Genomic DNA, 20,790 nt, shown 5'->3' on the forward strand with positions numbered 1-20,790 from the left:
CCTCATCTGCGAATCGACAAACGGATGAGACCCGCATAATGAAATGCCATCTCCCGCTGGCCGCAGCCACCCTGGCTGCCATCACCGCTGGCTGCAGCTCGACGCCGAGAATACCACCGGTGTTTTCCGAATCCCTGATCACCGATATCTCCGAGCAGGGCAACCGCTTCTTTACCTACAAGGCCACACTGAGCACGGATCAACGGGGCGGCCGGCCCGGTGACATGGGTGGCGGTCCCGGTGGCGACATGGGCGGTGGGCCCGACGGTAGTGGCCCGGGCGGCGGCATGGGCAGTGGCCCGGGCGGTGGCATGGCGGGCAAGATGCGCGGCAACTCGGAGAAGGCCGCGATGGCGCGCCTGGAGGAGGTGCTGGCGGAAACCGGTTACTGCACCAACGGGTGGTTCGTGATCGAGAAAACCTTCGACCGCGGTTCTGCAGAAATCCGCGGCGAGTGCCGCACGGCGTCCGGCTGACAACAGGGAGGAACACTGATGAGCGAAGACAACGCCCTTAGTGATCCGAACCGCCGCCGCACACTGGCGCTGCTGGGCAGCCTGACCGGCGCAGCGGTAATCACCGGCTGCAGCAGCGGCTCCTCTGGCAGCGGCAGCGACTTTTCCACGGACAGCGGCAGTTCCTCCGGCGGCTCCGGTTCTTCCGGCGGTTCCTCTGGCGGCAGCGTGGATGTCTGTACCCTGATACCGCAGGAGACCGAGGGCCCCTACCCGTTGACTGCGGTGCTGAGCAACACGGCCATGGTGCGCTCCGATATCACCGAGGGCAAGACCGGTGTGCCGCTGAAGCTGGCAATACAGCTGGTGAACGTCAACAGCGACTGCGCGCCCATCACCAGCGCGTCCGTTTATGTCTGGCACTGCGACAGGGACGGTGTCTATTCCGGCTAATCACAGCCGGGCGCGGACAGAATACTTCGGTGATGAGCAACACCGCCGACGGCATCTTCAGGGACGGCGTAGCCTATCAGCTGGCGGAGGTGAGCGGCGATGTCGAAAACGGCTATGTGGCGACGCTGACGGTCGGCGTTGCCGGCTGAACAGGAACGCCGGGCAATGGCCGATCGGCATGTGATGGGTATGTCACCGCGCGCCTGTGCTCATCCTGAGGATCCGCTAAATTCCCCCCTCGTAGGAGCGGTGGGGCGGCCATCCGCCGCTCCTACAAGGGATAAATTGCTTTTAAGCCATAGCGTCAGTGCTTCAGCAAATAATCCGCATGAAAGCGCAGATGCTGCTCGATAAAGCTGGCGATAAAGTAATAGCTGTGATCGTAGCCCGCGTGATGTTCGATCTTCAGCGGGTAACCGCTGGCCTCCGCGGCAGTCTCCAGAGCGTGGGGCTTCAGCTGCTGCTCCAGAAACTGATCCTCCTCGCCCTGGGAAACCAGTATCGGCAAATGCCGGGTGGCGCGGCCGAGCAATACCGTCGCATCGTATTCCTCCCAGCTGGACCTGTCCGCACCCAGATAGGCACTGAACGCCTTCTCGCCCCAGGGGCAGGCGATCGGGTTGCAGATGGGGCTGAAGGCCGAGATGGACGCGTAGCGCTCGGGATTGCGCAGGCCGATCACCAGGGCACCGTGGCCACCCATGGAGTGGCCGGAAAGGGCGCGCCGCTCATTGACGGGGAAATTCCGCTCGATCAGATCCGGCAGCTCCTGCACGACGTAATCGTACATCCGGTAGTGCTGTTTCCAGGGTTCCTGGGTCGCGTTCAGATAAAAACCGGCGCCCTGCCCCAGGTCGTATTCCGGGTCGTCGGCGACGTCGTCACCGCGCGGACTGGTATCCGGAATGACCAGCACGATACCCAGTTCCGCCGCCACCCGCTGGGCGCCGGCCTTTTGGCTGAAATTCTCATCGGTGCAGGTGAGGCCCGAGAGCCAGTAGAGCACCGGGAACCTGTGCTCCCGCGCCTCCTCCGCCTGCGGTGGCAGGTAGACGGCAAAGCGCATCGCACAGTTCAGCACCTCTGAGCGGTGGCGATACTGCTGCTGCAGCCCATCGAAGGACTTGGTGCTACTGACGAGTTCTAAAGACATGTCGCTGCTTCTGCCCCGGTTATTTTTCGGGGGGATTACCGTAATGAATGACACTGCGAATGCTCTTGCCCTGATGCATCAGGTCAAAGGCGTCGTTGATCTTTTCCAGTGGCATGGTGTGGGTAATAAAGTCATCCAGATGGAATTCCCCCGCCAGGTAGCGCTCGACATAATCCGGCAGTTCCGAACGCCCCTTGACGCCGCCGAATGCGGTACCGCGCCAGACGCGTCCGGTCACCAGCTGGAAGGGCCTGGTGCAGATCTCCTGGCCGGCCCCGGCCACGCCGATAATCACCGACTCACCCCAGCCCTTGTGGCAGCACTCCAGCGCCGCGCGCATCACCTTGACGTTGCCGATGCACTCGAAGGAATAATCCACCCCGCCATCGGTCAGCTCGACGATAACTTCCTGGATCGGCTTGTCGTAGTTGTTCGGGTTGATGCAGTCCGTGGCGCCGAGCTTCTCTGCCAGCTCGAATTTCGACTCGTTGATATCGATACAGATGACGCGCCCGGCGCCGGCCATGCGCGCGCCGATGACCGCCGACAGGCCGATGCCGCCGAGGCCGAAGATGGCCACTGTCGCCCCCGGTTCCACCTTGGCGGTGTTCATCACCGCGCCCATGCCGGTGGTGACGCCACAGCCCAACAGGCAGACCTCCTCGAGCGGCGCCGCGGGATTGACCTTGGCCAGGGAAATTTCCGGCAACACCGTATATTCGGAGAAGGTGGAGGTGCCCATGTAGTGGTAGATGGGCTTGCCGTCGATGGAAAAACGCGTGGTGCCGTCCGGCATCAGCCCCTGGCCCTGGGTCGCGCGTATCTTCTGGCACAGGTTGGTCTTGCCGGACAGGCAGAACTTGCACTCGCCGCACTCGGGCGTATACAGCGGGATCACATGGTCGCCCACCTTGACGCTGGTCACGCCCTCACCCACCGACTCGACGATACCGCCGCCCTCGTGACCGAGGATCGCCGGGAATACGCCCTCCGGATCCTCGCCGGACAATGTAAAGGCGTCCGTGTGGCAGACGCCGCTGGCGACCAGCCTGACCCGCACCTCGCCCGCCTTGGGCGGAGCCACCTCGACTTCCTCGATGGAGAGCGGTTCGCCGGCCTTCCAGGCTACCGCGGCTTTACAGCGGATGGTTTCTGCATTCATTGTTACTTTCCCTGTTGGAGAATGATCTTGGTATTGCTGCTCAGCATAGCCCGGCGCTCACCACGGATGCAAAGACTCTGGCGCCCCCGGCCGCTGTCCCGCTACGCCTGCTCGCGCTGCAGCTTGCGCCACTGCAGCGGCGAGCTCCCGTGCACGGCGCGAAACGCCTTGGAGAAGGCACTGATATCCGTGTAGCCGAGGCTGGCGGAAAGCAGGTTGATATCGATACTCGATGCGCGCAGGTGCCAGCGCGCGGTTTCCATCCGCGCGTCCTGCAGCAGTTGTTTGAACGAAGTACCGGCCTCGCGCAGGCGCCGCTGCAGTGTGCGCGATGGCATATCAATCAACTCGGCAATCTGCGCCAGCCCGTGCTGCTGCGCGCCGAGCGTCTGCAGGATCAGCGTCCGCACCTGCTGCGCGATATCGCCTTCATATTCGCTGAGCAACTGCTGGGTAAATTCCTCGAAATAGTGGTTGAGCCTCGCCCCGGGACTGCGCAGCGGCCTATCCAGTATGTCGGCGTCAAACACTAGGCAGTCGCGCTCCTGGTCGAACAGCACCTCGCAGTTGAAGAAGTCCCGGTAGCGCTGCGGCGTGGACAGCGGTCCCTGGCGGAAGGTGACCCGCCGCGGGCGAATATCCGCGCCGGCCAGATCCTGAATCAGCCGGTAGCCGGCCCCCATCGCCAGCTCGCGGTACTGGCCTGCGGCCAGCGGTTCGTCAAAGTGATCGATGCGCAGCGCGCTCAGTTCGTCCCCGCTCACCTGCACGCGCCAGTGATCGGCCTGATTGTGCAGCACCATATAGCGGTGCGTTGCCGCCAGCGCCCCGGCCAGATTGCCATCGTGCAGCAACAGTTTGCCCAGCGCCCCCAACATGCGCACCCCCTGCATATTTGCCAGACGCAGACCGAAATCGCTGCACTCCAGCTCTTCGGCACAGAGGTTCAGCAGCGCCGTCAGGGTTGCGATCGGGATCAAAATATCCGGGCGGCGCGTACAGTCCGGCGGCAGGCCGACCCGGACAAGCAGTGCCGATGAATCCCCGCCGAGCTGCGGCACCAACAGGCTGAACCCGGCCAGGGCACCGCTACGGATCTCGTAAATAGGTTTCATTCGATGATCTTGGAAAACAGGCAGACCGGACGCGACCGCGTATCCAGCGGTCGGATTTTTAATACTGCAGGGGCAGCAGTGCGCAGATCATACTCGGACTATAGCCGAATTGGCACCGCATGCGACAGGACCGTCGACGGCGGGACCTTACGGCCCATCGCTGAGCTGCAACAGCGCCGTGGAGCGCCCCTGATCTGCGGCGACGAGCCGGCCCATAAGACACATCCCGCCAATAGCCCGCAGGGATTTCCGGAAAGTACTGCGCCCAGTCGAATTCCGGTCGCAGCTCCCAATTGCTGCCATCAAACCGGCAATGTATTGCGGAGCCATACTGACACTGCGTTCTTAGCGGGCGGCCTGCCGGGGGTCAAGCCATCTGCAGAGTGAGCACTCATATCTCATACAGTTCCAGTGGCAGGCCGTCGGGGTCAGTGAAGAAGGTAAACTTCTTGCCGGTATATTCGTCCACCCGAATCGGCTCCACCTCGACACCGGCAGACGCGAGCTGCGCCACCGACTGTTCCACGTTGCCGACCCGAAAAGCGAGGTGGCGGAGCCCCAGTGCCTCAGGGTAGCTTGGCCGCGGCGGTCGATCGGGAAATGAGAAAAGCTCGATCTGGCTGCCGTCGGGCAGGCGCAGATCCAGCTTGTAGGAATCGCGCGCCTGCCGGTAGTTTTCCGCAATGATCTCCAGCCCGAGAATACCGGCGTAGAAGTGCTTGGATACGCGGTAATCGGAACAGATTATCGCGGCGTGGTGGATTCCCTCTAACACTCCGACTCCCGCAGCAGTTGGTGGCAAAATAGCGATTGTAACCGGGAAATCCGCAAGAAACTGAGCCGCCTTGCATCGGCGAGTCGCCCTCCGGGAACTGGCCCGGTAGTGCGGCGCCTGCTGCGGGACGAGTCCAACATAACCGCTGTCCATCAAGCGGGTGATGTCTTCCTTGCCGAAATTCGGATTGGCGAAAACCCTGGCGAACTCCTTCTCCCGGCTACCCATGTGGTAATCCCAGCTCAGGTGCTCGATATCGCCTGCCTGCCAGTTGGTGGGCTCCCTCGTGCGCTCTTCCGTAGAGCGGAAATCCACGATGGTTTTGAACTGCCGATCGCGCAGGTATTCGTAATCGTCTGCGGTAAGGTTGGCCAGTACGCCGGAGCGATACAGCTTGCCCCATTGCACTACTCTACCGTCAGTGGTCTTGTAACCGCCCAGATCCGCGTCAATCCGGTCGCCGACCGCGGCCTGCAGATCACTTTCGCCGCGGACGAATGCGCGGTACAGACTGGCCGCGTCGTCGAAGTAAATCAGTTTCTCCGCCGCGAAATCGATGCCTGCTTCTTTCAGCGAGGCCAGCGGCAGCAGCTAGAGGGTGTGACTGAGTTTGTCGTTGAGCAGCCCGATCCTTTTACCGCGGAAGTATTGACGGCTCAGCTCCGGGCGCTCGCGGCGGCTGAACCGGAAGACCCGGTAATGGTCGTAGCGCAGCGGATTCATTGTCCCAGTCTATGTACTTTTCGTGACAAACCGATGACCCGGCCCGGTCACCAGCGTAGCGACCCCGTATGGGGGGCACCGCTAGAAATCCTGGCGAGCGGGCGCCGCCAGGCGCACGCGCAGTAGGTTCTTAGAGGGGATCTCAGGATTTTTTGACGAACTTGGTCAGGATGACTATGCGCTGTCCGTCGACCCGCCCCTCGATATGCTCGGGGTTGTCGGTGAGGCTGATGCCGCGCACCGCGGTGCCGCGCTTGGCGACGATGCTGGTACCCTTCACATCCAGGTCCTTGATGATGGTGACGGTATCGCCGGCCTGCAGCTGGACGCCGTTACAATCCCGGTGCACCAGTATGTCACCCTCCGCCGGCAGGGCGCCGGCCTGGGCCCAGGCGAGCTGGTCGTCGTCCAGGTAGAGCATATCGAGCAGGTCCTGCGCCCAGGTCTCGCCCGACAGGCGCTTGAGCAGACGCCAGGCCGTCACCTGCACGGCCGGGACCTGGCTCCACATACTGTCGGCGAGGCAGCGCCAGTGCTCGCCGTCGAGCTGCGCGGGATTATCCAGCTGGCTGCGACAGGTCTCGCACAGCAGAATGTCGACATCCCCGCGACCTTCCGAAGCCGGCACGTCCCAGGATGCCAGGCCACTATTCGCGGCACAGAGTTCGCACTGGCCGCCGCTGCGCGCCATCAGTTCCTGTTCACTGCTCATCCGGGCTCTCCTCCGTTAAAAGGCGCGGATTATACGCCTTCGGCGATGCTTTCGAATCAGGTTAGACGGTCTGGCACGATCCGCGCGGGCGCACGCCCGCCGGCTGTCAGCCCCAAGCCGCCCGCGGGCCCTGGAACAGGTCGGGCGGCTATCCCCGGCCGCTGCCCGGCGGGCTCGGGGCACCGGCAACAGACCGGCCAAAAACACTGAACAATTTCTAGACGGCAAGCCGAACCGGGATAATAATGCGCGCCCTGCCAGAGCCCATCCGGAAGTAAGTTCTGTATGCTCAGTTACCGCCACGCCTTCCACGCAGGCAACCACGCCGACGTTCTCAAACACCTGGCCGAAGTGCTCATTCTGGATTACCTGCTGCAGAAGGGCGACAAGCCACTGCGCTATATCGACACCCACTCGGGCCCCGGCAGCTATTCGCTCACCAGTGAGTTCGCGCAGCTGAACGCCGAATTCGAGACCGGTATTGCCCGCCTCTGGCAGCGCAGGGACCTGCCGGCGCCACTGCAGCGCTATGTGGAGCTGGTCGGGGAGTTCAACGGTGAACGCCTGCAGACCTACCCGGGCTCGCCGGCGTTCGCGCGCGCGCTGCTGAAACCGCGGGACCGGCTGCAGCTGTTCGAACTGCATCCGGACGATGCCGTCCGCCTGGAGCGCTGGGGCGCGGGGGACAAGCGCGTACGGGTGTGCCGGGAGGATGGCTTCAAGCAACTGTCCGCAATACTGCCGCCAGCCGAGCGGCGCGCGCTGGTGGTGATAGACCCGCCCTACGAGGTGAAGCAGGACTATCAGCGTGTGATCAGCTCACTGGAGACAGCGCTGAGGCGTTTCGCCACCGGGGTTTACCTGATCTGGTATCCGCTGCTGGCGCGGCCCGAAGTCGCGGCGATGGTGAAGAAGCTGAAACAGATGTCTCCGCGCCACCTGCACGCGGAGCTGCGGGTAAAAGACCCCGTCGCAGGCGGTATGTACGGCAGCGGCGTCTTCGTCGTCAATCCGCCCTGGCCGCTGCGCGAGCAGCTGCAACTGTCGCTGCCCTACTTGCAAAACGTCCTGGCCCAGGACACTTCCGCGACCAGCCTGCTGACCGCTCAGGGCCTGGACTGAATCCTGCCCGGCGAGCTCCCGCCCGACCAGCTCCTGCCCCGCAAGCTCAAGCTATAGATGCCGGGTCTCCGCCGGCGCGGATCGCCAGTTGTCGTTGCGCCCGTCCAGGTAGCTGACCGGCGCTTCAATCAAGGCCTGCGGTTCCAGGTCGTCCAGTGCCGCGACATTGATCGCGATGTAATCGCCGCCGCGCGCCTCCACGAAGCCGCGCCCGAAGGGGCTGACACCGCAGCGCTTGCAGAAGAAATGGTGCTGCACCTTGTATCCGAAGCGGTAATCGCGGAGGAACTCCTCGCCCTGCAGCAGGCGGAAATCCTGCGGGGGGACCAGGGCGGCCCAGAAGCGCAACTTACTGCAGAAAGAGCAGTTGCACTTGCGGGTCCCGGCGCTCAGGTCCAGGTCCGCCTCAAAGCGCACGGCGCCGCAGTGGCAGCTCCCCTCGTAGGTTTTTTGCACTCAGTTCTCCTGTATAACAACATCGTATCGCCAGCCGGTGGGCGCCGGTCTCAGCTCCGCCGCGCCTCGCATGGGCGCTAGATGATACCGGCCGGGCTGCGGTATAAAAACAGTTTCTTGCAATTTTTTTCTATTTAAATTCGCTTTATTGGAAAAATTTTTCATTTCTCGGCGACCTGCCGTTTGAAGCACAGTCAGCCGCGGGAACAAGCGCCAATCGCAGTGGGCAGGACGTTCTATACTGCGACTCTGAACCCGTTAATTGCGCTGCGGCCGGCCCCGGGCCCGCATGCATGGAAGCCGCCTTGCGCCAGTACCCGCTTCTGCTGCTGTCACTGCTGTCTCAGCTCTGCCTGTGCGCCTGCGCCGGCCAGCCGCGGTTTCCCGATCCGCCCCCGAGAATATCGAGCCACTATCTGGAAGCGCCGGCGGATGCGCCGCTGGTGCAAGTTACCGGCCGGCTCACCGCGGCACACCCGGGCCAGAGCGGTGTCTATCCGATTACCTCGGCCCACAATGCACTGGCGGTGCGCCTCGCGGCCATCCGCGCAGCCAGCAGCTCGATCGACATCCAGTACTTTATCTTTCGCCGCGACGAGACGGGCCTGCTGCTGACCCGGGAACTGCTGCAGGCTGCCGAGCGCGGTGTGCGCGTGCGCTTCCTGTTGGATGACTTCACCACCGGGGATGCCGGCGAGACCCTGGTGGCCCTGCAGCAGCACGCAAATATAGAGATACGCCTGTTCAACCCCTTCCCGCACAATGGTCCGCGCGCACTGGAATTTTTCGCCGATTTCAGCCGCCTGCAGCGGCGCATGCACAACAAATCGTTCACCGTGGACAACCGGGTCACCTTTATCGGCGGGCGCAACCTCAGTAACAAGTATTTCGGTATCGACAAGAAGGTGCACTTCGGCGATCTGGAACTGATCGCCATCGGCGATGTAGTACCGGATATCTCCCGGCAGTTTGACCTCTACTGGAACAGCCCCTACAGCTTTCCGGTGCAGTCGGTTTTCGCTCACCGGCCCGTGCCCGAACAGCGGCGATTCCTGGATGAGCTGGAGCACAACGGCGCACAACTGCTGTTAAGTGACTACGGCCGCAGTGTGGAAGACTCACCGGTAATAGAGACGCTGAGCCGGGATGCCGGTATCTGGTACTGGGGAAAAACCGCCGCTCTGTTCGATCCGCCTGAGAAGGTGGCGTACCCGAGTGAAAGCAATGGCCGCTTCGCCGGTGGTGAACTGATGCGGCGAATCACCGGCGCCCGGCGCCAGCTGATCGTTATCTCGCCCTACCTGCTGCCCGGGGACGAATACCTGCAACAGCTGATCGCCGCCGCCAACCGCGGCGTCGAGGTGCAGATACTAACCAATTCACTGGCGTCCACCGACGTGGTGCTGGTGCACGGCGCCTACCGCAAATACCGCCAGCCGCTGCTGGAAGCCGGTATACAGCTTTACGAATTATCCAGCGCACTGAAATACAAGCTGGACAACTGGAGCGGCGAATCCAAATCGCTGTTGCACGCCAAGGCCTTTGTGGTCGACGGACAGTGGCTCTACGTGGGCTCCTTCAACCTGGATCCGCGCTCGATCCTGCTGAATACAGAGCTCGGACTGATCATAGACTCGCCACAACTGGCGACGGAAATAGCCGGTAATTTCACCGACAATGTGCGCAACAATGCCTACCGGCTCGAACTCAGTGGGAACAGAATAACCTGGCACCGGGCGGACGGTCGCAGTGTCGACCGCGAACCCGATGCCAGCCTTTTGCAGCGGGTGGGATCCCGCCTGAGCAGCTGGCTGCCGATCGAACACCTGCTCTGAGCCGGGATCGCCCCGCTCAAATCGCTGCCGATCGGACCAGCCGCCAGAACCGGTTTAATGATGGTGAGCGGATACTGCCGAGGCGAACTCGCCGCACTGCTTGAGGACCACAGCGTGCGCGATATCGCCCAGGCTCAGTATTCCCACCATGCGCTTCTCGCGGTTCATCACCGGCATACGGCGCAACTGCTGCTGCTCCATTTTCTGCATCACGGCGTTCAGATCATCGTCTTCCGAGCACCACTCGATGCCCTCTGTCATCACATCGCGTGCGGTCAGTGAAGAGGTATCCTTGCCCTGGACCACACCGCGACAGGCGATATCGCGGTCGGTGACCATGCCGATCAGCCTGTCGTTCTCACCGACGGGCACAGCCCCGATATCCTCGTCGCGCAGTATCTTTGCCACTTCCGACAGGGGCGTATCCGGTGAACACCAGGTACAGCCCTCGTGCATCGCTTCTTTGACTCTCATAATCTGACTCCACGATTTTCCCGACCGCGTACAGTAATGGTGACGACAGGCCACCGAAATCCCGGTACACGGTTAGTGAATTTCAATGCGTTTTCTCTGCGGTTGACGCTCTTCGCGTTTCGGCACCTTTAATGTTAGCACCCCGTCCTTGTAGCTAGCCTCGATATCCTCTTCGCTGACATCGTCGCCGAGATTGAAACTGCGCATAAACTTGCCGTAGCGGCGCTCCTGGCGAATCACGCGGCCCTCCTTCTCCTGCTTTTCCTCGCGGTGCACTTCCGCCTCCAGGGTCAGGACGCCGTTTTCCAGCGTGACATTGATATCCTCCCTGTTCACGCCCGGCAGCTCGGCACTGATCTCGTAGCTGTCCTTGTTTTCGCTGACGTCGATACGCGGCGAGAAAAAGCCCTCGCGCCCGGCGCCGGCGCCGGCGGTGCGCGCAGGAGACATCATCTGTTCGAACATATTGTCCAGGTCCAGCAGGGACCCTCTCGGTATCAGGCTCATGATATAACCTCCATCTGTCGCTCTGATTTCGGGTAGTCCGGCAGTTGTGCTCAACTGAGAAAGCACCTGCCGTCTGCCCGTACTTTGCGGGTGAATTCTAGGGTGCGAACCGCCGCCGAGTAGTACTTTTAGGCCTCACCCTAGGCCGAGACGTCATAAGAAAGCGCGGGGTTTTAAATATTCCTTATAAAGAAAAGGCGCAGAGTCGCGTCGCCTTATGTCGATTGCCCCGCGTCACCGGCGCCGTTTTCAACTAGCATTAGGTAGAGAGAAACGGCGAGGATACATAACATGGCATTAGCATGGGTCCTTGTGGCCAACCAATCTCAAGCGCGGCTGTTCGAGGCCGCCAAACGCGCCAGCAAACTCCATGAATTCGAAACCCTGATCCATCCGGAATCGCGCATGAAGGGTCTCGACCTGGAGAGCGATGCGCCCGGGCGCGCCTTCGACAGCGGCGGCCTGGGGCGTCACGCCATGGGCAACGCCAGCGAGCTGCATCGTCGCAACGGGCAGGTGTTTGCCCGCGAGATAGCGCACGCGCTGGAACGCGGCCGCAAAGAGGGGCGCTTCGAGAAGCTCTATATCGTTGCCGAGCCGCAGATGGTCGGCAGCCTGCGCGACTCACTGAAGGCGCCGACGCGCGCCACCATCGCCGGCGAAATGCGGAAGAACCTGGTGAACTGTGATGCGGAGGAGATCCGGGCGCAGCTGCCGGAATGGTTATAAGAGGGAGGTTATAGTCGGAGTTTCAGAAATTGCAGTTATTACTTGAAACCAAGAACGATTGATTTGCGCCCCACAGATTGCAACCATGTGGCAATCTCATTGACCGCAGTTAGGCCGCACGGATACCGCAATGCTGAGACTCTTTGAAATCACACGGGGCAAAATCGTCGAGCAGCCCGGCGACGCGGGCGTCAGTGAACAGCAGCTCGCCGAAGTGGTCTGGATCGATCTGCAGGATCCGCAGGAGGAGGAGCGCGAGCTGCTGGAGACGCTGCTGCGCACCGAGCTGCCGGAATCGGAAGACGTCGAGGAGATCGAGGCCTCGGCGCGCTATTTCGTCGACGACGCCGGGGTCCATATTCACTCCCTGTTCCTGACCCAGAGCGAGGGCCGCCACGATACGGCGACGGTGGCTTTTATCCTGCAGCCGCAGCGGCTGATCACGGTGCGCGACAGCGATCTGGCGGACTTCCGCCTGATGCGCATGCGCGCGCGCCGCCGGCAGGTGGAGGCGCGCAGCGCCCAGGAACTGACGGTCCAGCTGTTCGAGCAGAAGGTGGAAAACCTGGCGGACGCGCTGGAGGATATCCACGTGAAACTGGGCGAGGCCAGCTACCTGGTGCTGGAGGACGTGGCCGCGGATCTGGAAGATGCCATCGACCTGCTTGCCAAGCTGGAGGACAGCAACGGAAAAGTGCTGCTGTGCCTGATGGATACCCGCCGCTCCATCACGTTCCTGCAGCGCCATATCCATATCGACAACGAATTGCAGGAGAGCTTCCGCGATATCACCCGCGATATTGACACCCTGACTGCGCACACCGGCTTCCTGTTCAACAAGATCAACTTCCTGATGGACTCCACCCAGGGGTTCATCAATATCCAGCAGACCAACATCATCAAGATGTTTTCCATCGCCGCGGTGGTATTCCTGCCCCCGACCACCGTGGCCAGTATCTACGGCATGAACTTCGATGTGATGCCGGAACTCAAGTGGCTGCTCGGCTATCCCTTTGCGCTGGTGCTGATAGTGCTGTCCGGCATTGCGCCCTATCTGTATTTCAAGAAGAAGGGATGGTTGTAGAGCAAGACTGGATAGGCGGGTTCGCAAGAGGCTTCGATCGGCTCCGCTACCGGTGGCTATCCGGGAAAAAACCTAATCGGTAAATATTTCCCGGATAGCCACCGGTAGCAGAGCCTTGCACTTTACTAACCAACTGGCTTGATCATAGTTGGCGAGGCACGCAATCAGACGCGAAGGTCCTGATGCCGGGGGCTCTTTGCGGGACTGTCTGCGAGAGGGACCTCGCAGACAAGCCTCCAGGGATGGATTTACGGCGTGTCCCGTAAAGAGCCCCCGGTATCAGGACCGCCACTGCCCCCGCTTACTGGCGCATCCCGGAAAATAGCAAGATCGATCGCGGCCATGGGCCGCTCCTACAAAAAGAAGATGCGGTGCCCGCGCGACTTATAAGTTACCTATCTCGATCATCATCGCCGTGTACATCTTCAGGTTCAGGCGAAACTGCTCCTCGGTGATGAATTCGTGCTCCGAGTGGCCGGTGTAGGCGGCGCCGGGCATGGACGGGCCGAAGCTGACCGCGTTCGGCAACAGCTTGGCATTGGTGGAACCACCGATGGCAATGGGGCCCGCATCTTTCATGCCGGTAAAGTGGCGGAACACTTCAAGCAGCGGCTCCACGTGCGGGGCATTGTCCACCCGGTAGGGATCACCCAGCTCCACCTCGATATTGGCGAGTTCGATGCCGTTGCGCTTCTGCCAATCCGCCAGGGCGCTGCGAATCTCGCCATCCAGCTGGCCGGCGCTCTTGCCGGTCGGGCGGCGCAGGTTCAGGTAGCTGGTCAGCCCGCCGTCCTCCGCCTTGACCATGGTGACGGCAGCGGTCATCGGCCCCATAAAGTCGTCGCTGTAGGCGATTTCGCCGAACTGCTCCGCCAGTATGCCGGTGCCCACCAGCTCGTTCAGGTAGCGCACGGTGCTGCCGGCCGCATTGGCCGGCCAGTCGTGCACCTGCAGCGCGTCGGCGAGATAGGCGATCGCATTGACACCGTGTTCCGGCTCGGAGCTGTGCGTGGCCACGCCGCGCGCGGTGATCTCGAGCTCGCCGTCGCGCTCGACAAATTCGAATTTCACCGACTCGTGACCAGCGGCCCGCGCGCGTATGGCCTGCACCAGTTCCGGGGTGGCGTTGACCAGGGTCGCGTGGGCCTCGTCGGGCACCTGGCTGCGGAAGTAGCCACCGTAGAAGTCGCTCAGGTAAGGCCCGGCAGTGTTCTCGATCGCTTGCTCATTTCCGGCGGCGGTCACCCGCACTTCACTCCAGCCTTTTTCCGCGGTCACCACCGGGTAGCTGGCGTCGATGGTGATGTTGTAGGCGGGTATCGGATAATCTTTCAGGAAGGCTTTCAGCGGTTCCCAGTCGGACTCCTCGGCGAGGTAGACCAGCAGCTCGATGCGTCGCTTCATCGGCACGCCCTGGTCCTTGATCGCCTTCATCGCATAGAGCGCGGTGGCGATGGGGCCCTTGTCGTCCTCGCTGCCGCGCGCGATCAGCTTGCCCGGTTCGCTCACCCGGTCCAGCGTGAAGGGACTCTTGCGCCATTTGGCCGGATTGGCCGGCTGCACGTCTCCGTGAGTCACTATGCCGAGCTTTTCCTGCCCCTCGCCCAGGGCGATGATCACCACATGACCGAAGTCCTGGTACTCCAACCCCAGTTCCCCCGCCTTGTCGCGCAGTGCCTGCTTGAAACCGGTGAACTCCGCGTTCTTCTCCAGCGGTACATCGTCACGGGCGACCGTCTCGAACCGCACCAGCGCCGCCAGGGTATCGGTCATCGCCGCTTCGTATTTTTCCACCGCGTAGTCCGCAGTGCTCTGCGCCGCCGGCGACACCGCGGCGTGGATCGACGGCGACAGAACCACGAGCGGCAGAAATAGGGACGAGAGTACAGATTTCAGTTTCACAGGCGAGCCCCCAGACTGTGCAAAAGGCGCCATTGTACCCGCCATTGCGCCCGCGGGCCCGCTTCGCGGTGAATGAATGCCGCAACTGCTAAGCTTGAAGTCTCAACGACAACAACGGAACACCGGTCGATTGGCGCCGGGGGCACTGCATGGGAACCACTATCGCCAAACCCTTCCACCGCAGACAGTGGCTGAGTGTGCAGCAGGCGGTCAATCACCTGAGCGCCGTGGCCGAGGAGCCCCTGACCAGTGCCGACCTGGCCGACCTGGCCGAACAGCACCTGCTCGATCTCTACTGGTACCGACCGGGCCAGAAGCTGACCTACCTCGACCGCCCGGGCACCGGCGAGCTCACCGAACCGCTGCGCCTCTGCGCGGAGAACCACAGTGACTGGAGTGCCATCGCCGGTATTCTGCGCCATCGCCCCGCGCTGCCCGCCTACGAACAGGACACCCCCCTGCTGGAAGACGCCGAGGGCAACCGCCTGCGCATCACCTTCGACTACCGCCAGCGACCGGAACCCTTCAGCAGCCGCTGGTACCCGAACCTGGCGGAACTGGTACTGAAGCGCAGCGACCTGGAGCAGCTGGAACCGCAGCTCTTCTCCACCCAGGAAACGGACAGCGAACTGGAACCACAGCTGCTGCTCAATGTGATCTGGCAGCTGGAACAGCTGGCCCTGGACGGCAACCACCACTCTACCGCCTGGCTGGCCGAGCAACTGGCCCAGCGCCCCGGCTCCATCGACCGCGCCGCGCTCGAACGCGTTCTGGCAGCCGCCGAGCGCGAGGGTGTGCGCGGTACCCCGCATTAAAGTTGGCCACTAATCGCCCTGCCTCGGGGCGAATTTCCTGTTAACTCCGTCAATTTTTTCGATAGGTTTCTTCAGCTTTTTGCGCTTTTCCCGTATATCGGAATTTTTATAATTGGTAGCCTGTCGTAAAGCGGGCAGTCCAGCGCTGCCCCGAAATTCTGTTTTCAGAGCATGGAGATAAGCGGATGTCCGCCAGAAACAGCGATAAGCAGTACGGCTGGGTCGCCATCGTTCTGCACTGGTTTATGGCGCCGGCCATTATCGGCATGTTCGCCCTCGGCTGGTGGATGCGCCAGCTGTCCTACTACGATCCCTGGTACCGCCAGGGCCCGGAGCTGCACAAGGGCATCGGCATCCTGTTGCTCGGCCTGCTGCTGTTCCGGCTGCTGTGGAAACTGGCAAATCCCAGCCCGGCAGCCGCGGCCAATACGCCGCGCTGGCAGGCGCTGGCGGCGCGCGCGGCCCACGGCGTTATCTATTTGCTGCTGCTGGCCATCATGTGCTCGGGCTACCTGATCTCCACCGCCGATGGCCGCCCCATCGATGTCTTCGGCTGGTTCAGTGTGCCCGCGACGATTCAGGGGTTTGCCAATCAGGAAGATATCGCCGGTGAAATTCATGAAATTCTGGCCTGGACCCTGATGGCACTGGTCGCCCTGCACGCACTGGCGGCGCTCAAGCACCATTTTTTCGACCGCGATGCCACCCTGCGCAGGATGCTGGGCCTTCGCACCAAAGCCGCGTCATCCGACAACCATTCACAAACCCGAGCAACGCTCTCATCCGTAACCGCGACCACTACCAAATAGAGGGATAACCAAGATGAAACAACTGGCCGTATTTTTGTTCGCCGCTCTGCTGGGCGCTACCGCCCAGGCCGCAGAGTACAAGATAGACACCAAGGGCGCCCACGCCTTTATTCAGTTCCGCATCAAGCACCTGGGCTACAGCTGGCTCTACGGCCGCTTCGATGACTTCGACGGGTCCTTTTTCTACGATGACAAGGCGCCGGAGAAATCCACCGTCAACGTCAACATCGATGTGACCAGCCTGAACAGCAACCACGCGGAGCGCGACAAGCACCTGCGCAGCCCGGATTTCCTCGACACGGCTAAATTTCCCAGCGCCAGTTTCAAGAGCACCGGTTTTGAGCCGCTGGGCGACGGCAAGGCCAAACTGAGCGGCGAGCTGACCCTGCGCGGCGTCACCAAGCCGATCACCATCGACGTGACCAACATCGGCGGCGGCAAGGATCCCTGGGGCGGCTACCGCCAGGGCTTCAGCGGCACCACCGAGTTCGAGCTGAAGGATTTCGGCATCGACTACAACCTGGGCCCGGCGTCGCAGAAAATCGAGATGATCCTGGACATCGAGGGCGTCAAGATCTGATCTCCGCTCTCAACGAAAAAGCCCGGCATATGCCGGGCTTTTTCTTACTTCGTTCGCGGCCATGGGCCGCTCCTGCAAACAGTGAATTGGCTCGCTGTAGGAGCGGCGGGGCGGCCATCCGCCCATGGCCGCGATCGATCCATAAATAGACTCACGCGTTGGCACTGCTCGGCAGCGGCTCCCGCACCAGCCACTTCATCAAACCGAAGACAGCGAGGCCGGCAAGAATCCCCGGCATCCCCTCATAGATGTGCCCGTGCCAGCCGAGCCAGCGCCACAGCAGCGCCGTCGCCAGGCCGAGCAGGCTCATCGCGATGCAAACCTTCTGTGACGGGCGCCCGCCCAGCGCCAGCACGATCAGCAATGGCGCGAAGGCCGAAGCCAGCGACGACCAGGACAACACCACGAGGCTGAACACACTCTGCTTGTTCAGCAGCGCCCAGCCCACCGCGGCCGCGGTGATCACCAGCGTGGCCACTTTCAGCATCCAGGTCTTCTCGATGCGCTGCGGCAGAATATCGTGGGTCAGCGCGGCGGAGCAGCTCAGTACCAGTGAATCCGCGGTGGACATGGTGGCCGCGAATACGCCGGCCAGAATCAGGCCGACCAGCACCGGCGGCAGCAGCTCGGTGGCCATCATCGGCAGCGCCAGCTCCGCATCGAAACTGCCCGGATCGCTCAGCAGAATGCGCGCCAGCATGCCCACACCGGTAGCCATGACATAGAAGGCGGTGAACCACAGGTAATACCAGATCCGCGCCTGTACCATGCGATCCGCAGACCGCAGCGCCATAAAGCGCACCATCACATGGGGCTGGCCGATCACCGACAGGCCGGCAAACAGCCAGCTCAGTGCAAAGAGCGCACCGCCGGCGGCGCCCGGCAGCAGCAGGTCCCGGGGATACCAGCTGAGGAAACCATCCACTTTCCCCATGGATTCGATCGCCGCGCCTATGCCACCCACGGCGTTTGTGGCCACCAGCAACAGTGTCCCCATGGCGACGATCATCACCAGCGACTGCGCCGCATCCGTCCAGATGGAAGCGCGGATACCGCCGGCCAGGCAGTAGGCCGCCACGATCAGCCCGCCGATCACCGCGCCGCTCCAGATCGGCAGATCTAGCAGCACATAGAGCGCCTTGCTGCCGGCCACCAGCTGTGCGCTGGCATAGGCCAGCAGGAACAGCAGCGACAGGACCCCGGCCAGGCGCTGCCAGGCCGCGAAGCGCGCTCCGCTCCAGTGACCGATCACACCGGCGTAACTGGATTCGCCGGTTTCCTTTGTCGCCCGGCACAGGGACTTGTGCACCCACAGGGAGCCGAGGAAGTCGCCGAGAATCCAGCCCACCATCAGCCAGATGGAGGCCAGCCCGGTGGCGTAGGTGTAGCCGATCACGCCGATAAACATATAGCCGCTGTTGTTGGTGGCCACGGCGGAGAGTCCGACGAGGAATGGCGGCACGTCCTGGCTGGCGAGGTAGTAATCCTTTTTGGTGCCGCGGCTCTTGAGAAATGAACTGATACCGATGGCGGCAAAGATGGCGAGGAAGAAGAGGAAGCTGGCGAGCATGGAATTTCCTTATTATTTTTCGGGATGCGGGACGGGATCCGGGAAAAGGTACGCTCCATCCCCTCTCCCCTTGGGGAGAGGGTTAGGGAGAGGGGGCGCCGACAGGAACCCCCTCCCCCGCAAGCGGGGGAAGGGGGCTATTTTTTTGAGGCCCCTACGGTCCCGGGCCCCGTTATCACGCCGCGCAGATCGCCTCACCGTGTTCATAGACCTCGACCAGCGCGTGGTGCAGGCTCTTGACCGCCCTCTCGTAATCGCTTTCGTTGACGACAAACTGCATATCCACCTGGCGCATGGACTGGTGCACCGCCAGCACACTGATGCCTGACTGGGCCAGCGCCGCCACCGCGCGGGACAGCATGCCCGGCACCTTCATGTCACTGCCGATGGCGGAGACCACCGCGACCTTGCGCACCTGGATATCGCAATCCGGATACTGTTCGCTGATGGTGCTGCGAATGCGCTTCACGGTTTTCAGGTTGCTGGCCAGGAAATGCGTAATCGTGTTGGCATTGATGTCCTTGGTGACGACACTGCCTTTGAAGCGCGCGATGATGTCGTTGATGGTGCGATCGTAGCTGGTCATGATGCCCATCATGTCCTGATCGAAACACTCCACCGCGTAGATGTTCTTGCGCCCCGCGATAATCTCCACACAGGGCGTCTCGCTGATATAGTCGCCGGTGACCAGCGTGCCCGAGTGCTCCGGCTCAAAGGTGTTCATCACCCGCAGCGGGATTTCCTGCTGGCGCAGTCCCTTGGCGGCGCGCGGGTGAATCGCCTCCATGCCCAGATTGGCCAGCTGGTCGGCCACGTCGTAATTGGTGCGACCGATGGGCACCGCCTGCATTTCGCCGACGAGGCGCGGGTCGGCACTGCTCAGGTGGTACTCCTTGTGAATGATCGCTTCGCGGGCCTCGGTAATGACCGCGATACGGCTGAACGTCATTTCACTGTAGCCGCGCGCAAAGGTTTGCATCAGACCCTCGCGCGTGTGCGCATAGCCGGTCACGATCGGCAGCTCCTGGCTGAGATCGATATCGGCGAAGGCGCGGCGGATGCGATCGTCGAGGTCCAGGTGTTCGCCGTCGCGCCAGCCGGTCAAGTCGACAAAGTGCGCACTGATCCCCTCCTGGCGCAACAGCTGTACCGTGTTCCAGGCACTGTGCGCCTCGCCGAGGCTGGCGAGCATCTCGCTGACGGTGTTGAGGTGGCCTTCCAGTTCGAAATGGCCATGCTGACACAGCCGCTCGAGATCGCTGAGGCAGCGTTCGGTGTCTTGCAGGCGCTCGCCGATAAAGGCGTTGGCGCGCGCCAGCAGATCCGGATCCGCGAACAGGTTCGCGTTGATCTCCTCCATGCGCTGGCGCAGGCCGTCAACCGCCTCACTCCAGCTCTGCTCCTCGTCGGTGCCGGCAAACAGGGCAAAAACACCCGGGCGCCCGGACTTCTTGTGCTCCAGCAGCAAATCGGTGATGCCGCCATAGGCGGAGACGACGAAGATGCGCTGGTAAACGCCCGCCTTGGCAGTCCCGCCTTTGACGGTCCCACCGTTTTTCAGAATGATGTTGTCGCGAACCGCGGCATAGTCACTCATGGACGTGCCACCGATTTTTTCCACCGTGTGTAGTTTCATGGTCTTCCTGTAGATGTATGAGCTTTTGTGGGTGGTCGGCGCCTCCGCGCCGGCCCGACAACACAACATCTATTTATTTGTTATCGGAAACCTCTTCCGCTTCCAGCTCGTAGGCCCCCTCGGCGTTGTGCACTTCCCTGCCGTGCAGCGGCGGATTGAATACACAAGCCATTTTCATTTCAGCTTTGGCGCGCAGGATATGTTTGTCATTCTTGTCGAGGATGTAGATGGTGCCCGGCTGGATCGGGTAGACCTTGCCATCCGCCACGGTTTCCACTTCGCCCTCACCGGACATGCAGTACACGGACTCCAGGTGGTTCTGGTAGTGCAGGTGCAGTTCGGCGTTTTCGTAGATGGTGGTGATATGGAAGGAGAAGCCCATATTGTCGTTCTTCAACAGCAGGCGCGTGCTCTCCCAGCCTTCGGAAACTACACGGCGTTCGGATTTTTCGGCTTCTTGCAGAGTTCTTACGATCATTGAATTTCTCTTGACGGTTAATTTGAGTCGGTATGGAATTCGTGCACGCCTTCCCTGGCGCTACTTCAGAGGCATTGATCAGGCCCCTGCTCCGCCATCCTTGGCGGAGCGCCTAGCCGCGCACACAGCCAGGTTTCGGATTTATGCCTGCCTTCCCTGGCGCTACATCAGAGGCACCGATCGGGCCCCTGCCCCGCCATCCCTGGCGGGGCGCCTAGCCGCGCACAAAGCCAGGTTTCGGATTT

At 61.9% G+C, this 20,790-nt stretch carries 22 protein-coding genes and 1 pseudogene; 10 read left to right on the plus strand and 13 right to left on the minus strand.

The window, feature by feature from the left end; all coding sequences use genetic code 11:
* The first annotated feature begins 38 nt into the window (after positions 1 to 38).
* Together RRF64_RS08565 and RRF64_RS08570 are read left to right on the plus strand one after the other, a co-directional pair.
* Positions 39 to 476: a hypothetical protein gene (locus RRF64_RS08565; RefSeq protein ID WP_323845416.1), complete on the plus strand. Its 438-nt coding sequence runs from the start codon at positions 39 to 41 to the stop codon at positions 474 to 476.
* An 18-nt stretch (positions 477 to 494) separates the two neighbouring features.
* Positions 495 to 908, plus strand: a complete 414-nt coding sequence (locus tag RRF64_RS08570; protein WP_323845417.1) for a peptidase associated/transthyretin-like domain-containing protein — start codon at positions 495 to 497, stop codon at positions 906 to 908.
* Positions 909 to 1,212: 304 nt separating this feature from the next.
* Here RRF64_RS08570 and fghA read toward each other — a convergent pair whose 3' ends face one another.
* From fghA to RRF64_RS18795, 5 genes and pseudogenes are all read right to left on the minus strand, one after another.
* The gene (fghA, locus tag RRF64_RS08575; RefSeq protein ID WP_323845418.1) at positions 1,213 to 2,061 is read right to left on the minus strand and encodes an S-formylglutathione hydrolase; all 849 of its coding nucleotides are present in this window, start codon (positions 2,059 to 2,061) and stop codon (positions 1,213 to 1,215) included.
* Between the two features lie 19 nt (positions 2,062 to 2,080).
* The gene (locus RRF64_RS08580) at positions 2,081 to 3,223 is read right to left on the minus strand and encodes an S-(hydroxymethyl)glutathione dehydrogenase/class III alcohol dehydrogenase (protein WP_323845419.1); all 1,143 of its coding nucleotides are present in this window, start codon (positions 3,221 to 3,223) and stop codon (positions 2,081 to 2,083) included.
* A gap of 101 nt (positions 3,224 to 3,324) precedes the next feature.
* Positions 3,325 to 4,338 (minus strand): AraC family transcriptional regulator, encoded by a 1,014-nt coding sequence (locus RRF64_RS08585; protein WP_323845421.1) that lies wholly within the window; start codon positions 4,336 to 4,338, stop codon positions 3,325 to 3,327.
* 391 nt (positions 4,339 to 4,729) lie between these two features.
* Positions 4,730 to 5,113 carry an SMU1112c/YaeR family gloxylase I-like metalloprotein gene (gene gloA2, locus RRF64_RS08590; RefSeq protein ID WP_323845422.1) on the minus strand — a complete coding sequence of 128 codons (384 nt, stop codon included), beginning with the start codon at positions 5,111 to 5,113 and terminating at the stop codon, positions 4,730 to 4,732.
* 156 nt (positions 5,114 to 5,269) lie between these two features.
* A pseudogene (locus RRF64_RS18795) lies at positions 5,270 to 5,521 on the minus strand (tyrosine-protein phosphatase); the annotation flags it as partial.
* Between RRF64_RS18795 and RRF64_RS18800 the strand changes: the two are divergent.
* Complete coding sequence (locus RRF64_RS18800; RefSeq protein WP_422732614.1) at positions 5,516 to 5,962, plus strand: hypothetical protein; 447 nt, start codon at positions 5,516 to 5,518, stop codon at positions 5,960 to 5,962. The pseudogene RRF64_RS18795 and the gene RRF64_RS18800 sit on opposite strands and share 6 nt — an antisense overlap.
* A gap of 16 nt (positions 5,963 to 5,978) precedes the next feature.
* Here the strand turns inward: RRF64_RS18800 and RRF64_RS08600 are convergent, their stop codons facing one another.
* Positions 5,979 to 6,548 carry a PhnA domain-containing protein gene (locus RRF64_RS08600; RefSeq protein ID WP_323845424.1) on the minus strand — a complete coding sequence of 190 codons (570 nt, stop codon included), beginning with the start codon at positions 6,546 to 6,548 and terminating at the stop codon, positions 5,979 to 5,981.
* Positions 6,549 to 6,833: 285 nt separating this feature from the next.
* Here RRF64_RS08600 and RRF64_RS08605 point away from each other — a divergent pair, with 285 nt between their 5' ends.
* Positions 6,834 to 7,670: a 23S rRNA (adenine(2030)-N(6))-methyltransferase RlmJ gene (locus RRF64_RS08605; RefSeq protein ID WP_323845425.1), complete on the plus strand. Its 837-nt coding sequence runs from the start codon at positions 6,834 to 6,836 to the stop codon at positions 7,668 to 7,670.
* 51 nt (positions 7,671 to 7,721) lie between these two features.
* On the opposite strand, the gene RRF64_RS08610 is transcribed toward RRF64_RS08605, so the two are convergent.
* Positions 7,722 to 8,126 carry a GFA family protein gene (locus RRF64_RS08610; RefSeq protein WP_323845426.1) on the minus strand — a complete coding sequence of 135 codons (405 nt, stop codon included), beginning with the start codon at positions 8,124 to 8,126 and terminating at the stop codon, positions 7,722 to 7,724.
* A gap of 305 nt (positions 8,127 to 8,431) precedes the next feature.
* On the opposite strand from RRF64_RS08610, the gene RRF64_RS08615 reads away from it, so the two are divergent.
* Positions 8,432 to 9,961, plus strand: a complete 1,530-nt coding sequence (locus RRF64_RS08615; protein WP_323845427.1) for a phospholipase D-like domain-containing protein — start codon at positions 8,432 to 8,434, stop codon at positions 9,959 to 9,961.
* A 54-nt stretch (positions 9,962 to 10,015) separates the two neighbouring features.
* Here the strand turns inward: RRF64_RS08615 and RRF64_RS08620 are convergent, their stop codons facing one another.
* Positions 10,016 to 10,435 carry a CBS domain-containing protein gene (locus RRF64_RS08620; RefSeq protein WP_323845428.1) on the minus strand — a complete coding sequence of 140 codons (420 nt, stop codon included), beginning with the start codon at positions 10,433 to 10,435 and terminating at the stop codon, positions 10,016 to 10,018.
* A gap of 72 nt (positions 10,436 to 10,507) precedes the next feature.
* Positions 10,508 to 10,942 carry an Hsp20/alpha crystallin family protein gene (locus RRF64_RS08625; protein WP_323845429.1) on the minus strand — a complete coding sequence of 145 codons (435 nt, stop codon included), beginning with the start codon at positions 10,940 to 10,942 and terminating at the stop codon, positions 10,508 to 10,510.
* Between the two features lie 291 nt (positions 10,943 to 11,233).
* On the opposite strand from RRF64_RS08625, the gene RRF64_RS08630 reads away from it, so the two are divergent.
* Together RRF64_RS08630 and corA are read left to right on the plus strand one after the other, a co-directional pair.
* Positions 11,234 to 11,671 carry a host attachment protein gene (locus RRF64_RS08630; RefSeq protein WP_323845430.1) on the plus strand — a complete coding sequence of 146 codons (438 nt, stop codon included), beginning with the start codon at positions 11,234 to 11,236 and terminating at the stop codon, positions 11,669 to 11,671.
* Between the two features lie 130 nt (positions 11,672 to 11,801).
* Entirely contained in the window at positions 11,802 to 12,755 is a 954-nt protein-coding gene (gene corA, locus RRF64_RS08635) for a magnesium/cobalt transporter CorA (RefSeq protein ID WP_323845431.1), read from the plus strand.
* A 384-nt stretch (positions 12,756 to 13,139) separates the two neighbouring features.
* On the opposite strand, the gene RRF64_RS08640 is transcribed toward corA, so the two are convergent.
* On the minus strand, positions 13,140 to 14,657 hold the full coding sequence (locus tag RRF64_RS08640; protein WP_323845432.1) for a dipeptidase: 1,518 nt from the start codon (positions 14,655 to 14,657) through the stop codon (positions 13,140 to 13,142).
* A gap of 149 nt (positions 14,658 to 14,806) precedes the next feature.
* On the opposite strand from RRF64_RS08640, the gene RRF64_RS08645 reads away from it, so the two are divergent.
* The 3 genes from RRF64_RS08645 (at position 14,807) to RRF64_RS08655 (ending at position 16,861) form a co-directional block, all read left to right on the plus strand.
* Complete coding sequence (locus RRF64_RS08645) at positions 14,807 to 15,472, plus strand: hypothetical protein (RefSeq protein ID WP_323845433.1); 666 nt, start codon at positions 14,807 to 14,809, stop codon at positions 15,470 to 15,472.
* 185 nt (positions 15,473 to 15,657) lie between these two features.
* The gene (locus RRF64_RS08650; protein ID WP_323845434.1) at positions 15,658 to 16,281 is read left to right on the plus strand and encodes a cytochrome b; all 624 of its coding nucleotides are present in this window, start codon (positions 15,658 to 15,660) and stop codon (positions 16,279 to 16,281) included.
* Positions 16,282 to 16,294: 13 nt separating this feature from the next.
* A complete protein-coding gene (locus tag RRF64_RS08655) occupies positions 16,295 to 16,861 on the plus strand; it encodes a YceI family protein (protein ID WP_323845435.1) in 567 nt (188 codons plus the stop codon).
* A gap of 151 nt (positions 16,862 to 17,012) precedes the next feature.
* Here RRF64_RS08655 and RRF64_RS08660 read toward each other — a convergent pair whose 3' ends face one another.
* From RRF64_RS08660 to RRF64_RS08670, 3 genes are all read right to left on the minus strand, one after another.
* Entirely contained in the window at positions 17,013 to 18,431 is a 1,419-nt protein-coding gene (locus RRF64_RS08660; protein WP_323845436.1) for a sodium/proline symporter, read from the minus strand.
* Positions 18,432 to 18,606: 175 nt separating this feature from the next.
* Positions 18,607 to 20,067, minus strand: a complete 1,461-nt coding sequence (locus RRF64_RS08665; protein WP_323845437.1) for an aspartate kinase — start codon at positions 20,065 to 20,067, stop codon at positions 18,607 to 18,609.
* 73 nt (positions 20,068 to 20,140) lie between these two features.
* A complete protein-coding gene (locus RRF64_RS08670; protein ID WP_323845438.1) occupies positions 20,141 to 20,545 on the minus strand; it encodes an ectoine synthase in 405 nt (134 codons plus the stop codon).
* Positions 20,546 to 20,790: the final 245 nt, after the last annotated feature.

The sequence above is a fragment of the Microbulbifer magnicolonia genome (assembly GCF_035117725.1).
In the GTDB taxonomy this organism is placed as follows: Bacteria; Pseudomonadota; Gammaproteobacteria; order Pseudomonadales; family Cellvibrionaceae; genus Microbulbifer; species Microbulbifer magnicolonia.

Bases quoted from the DNA above. Each gene is read 5' to 3' on its own strand.
- RRF64_RS08660 (WP_323845436.1), bottom strand. From the start codon at position 18,431: ATGCTCGCCAGCTTCCTCTTCTTCCTCGCCATCTTTGCCGCCATCGGT.
- RRF64_RS08570 (WP_323845417.1), top strand. From the start codon at position 495: ATGAGCGAAGACAACGCCCTTAGTGATCCGAACCGCCGCCGCACACTG.
- RRF64_RS08605 (WP_323845425.1), top strand. From the start codon at position 6,834: ATGCTCAGTTACCGCCACGCCTTCCACGCAGGCAACCACGCCGACGTT.
- RRF64_RS08650 (WP_323845434.1), top strand. From the start codon at position 15,658: ATGTCCGCCAGAAACAGCGATAAGCAGTACGGCTGGGTCGCCATCGTT.
- RRF64_RS08630 (WP_323845430.1), top strand. From the start codon at position 11,234: ATGGCATTAGCATGGGTCCTTGTGGCCAACCAATCTCAAGCGCGGCTG.
- RRF64_RS08565 (WP_323845416.1), top strand. From the start codon at position 39: ATGAAATGCCATCTCCCGCTGGCCGCAGCCACCCTGGCTGCCATCACC.
- fghA (WP_323845418.1), bottom strand. From the start codon at position 2,061: ATGTCTTTAGAACTCGTCAGTAGCACCAAGTCCTTCGATGGGCTGCAG.
- RRF64_RS08620 (WP_323845428.1), bottom strand. From the start codon at position 10,435: ATGAGAGTCAAAGAAGCGATGCACGAGGGCTGTACCTGGTGTTCACCG.
- RRF64_RS08585 (WP_323845421.1), bottom strand. From the start codon at position 4,338: ATGAAACCTATTTACGAGATCCGTAGCGGTGCCCTGGCCGGGTTCAGC.
- RRF64_RS08665 (WP_323845437.1), bottom strand. From the start codon at position 20,067: ATGAAACTACACACGGTGGAAAAAATCGGTGGCACGTCCATGAGTGAC.
- RRF64_RS08655 (WP_323845435.1), top strand. From the start codon at position 16,295: ATGAAACAACTGGCCGTATTTTTGTTCGCCGCTCTGCTGGGCGCTACC.
- RRF64_RS08580 (WP_323845419.1), bottom strand. From the start codon at position 3,223: ATGAATGCAGAAACCATCCGCTGTAAAGCCGCGGTAGCCTGGAAGGCC.
- RRF64_RS08625 (WP_323845429.1), bottom strand. From the start codon at position 10,942: ATGAGCCTGATACCGAGAGGGTCCCTGCTGGACCTGGACAATATGTTC.
- RRF64_RS08670 (WP_323845438.1), bottom strand. From the start codon at position 20,545: ATGATCGTAAGAACTCTGCAAGAAGCCGAAAAATCCGAACGCCGTGTA.
- RRF64_RS08645 (WP_323845433.1), top strand. From the start codon at position 14,807: ATGGGAACCACTATCGCCAAACCCTTCCACCGCAGACAGTGGCTGAGT.
- RRF64_RS08600 (WP_323845424.1), bottom strand. From the start codon at position 6,548: ATGAGCAGTGAACAGGAACTGATGGCGCGCAGCGGCGGCCAGTGCGAA.
- corA (WP_323845431.1), top strand. From the start codon at position 11,802: ATGCTGAGACTCTTTGAAATCACACGGGGCAAAATCGTCGAGCAGCCC.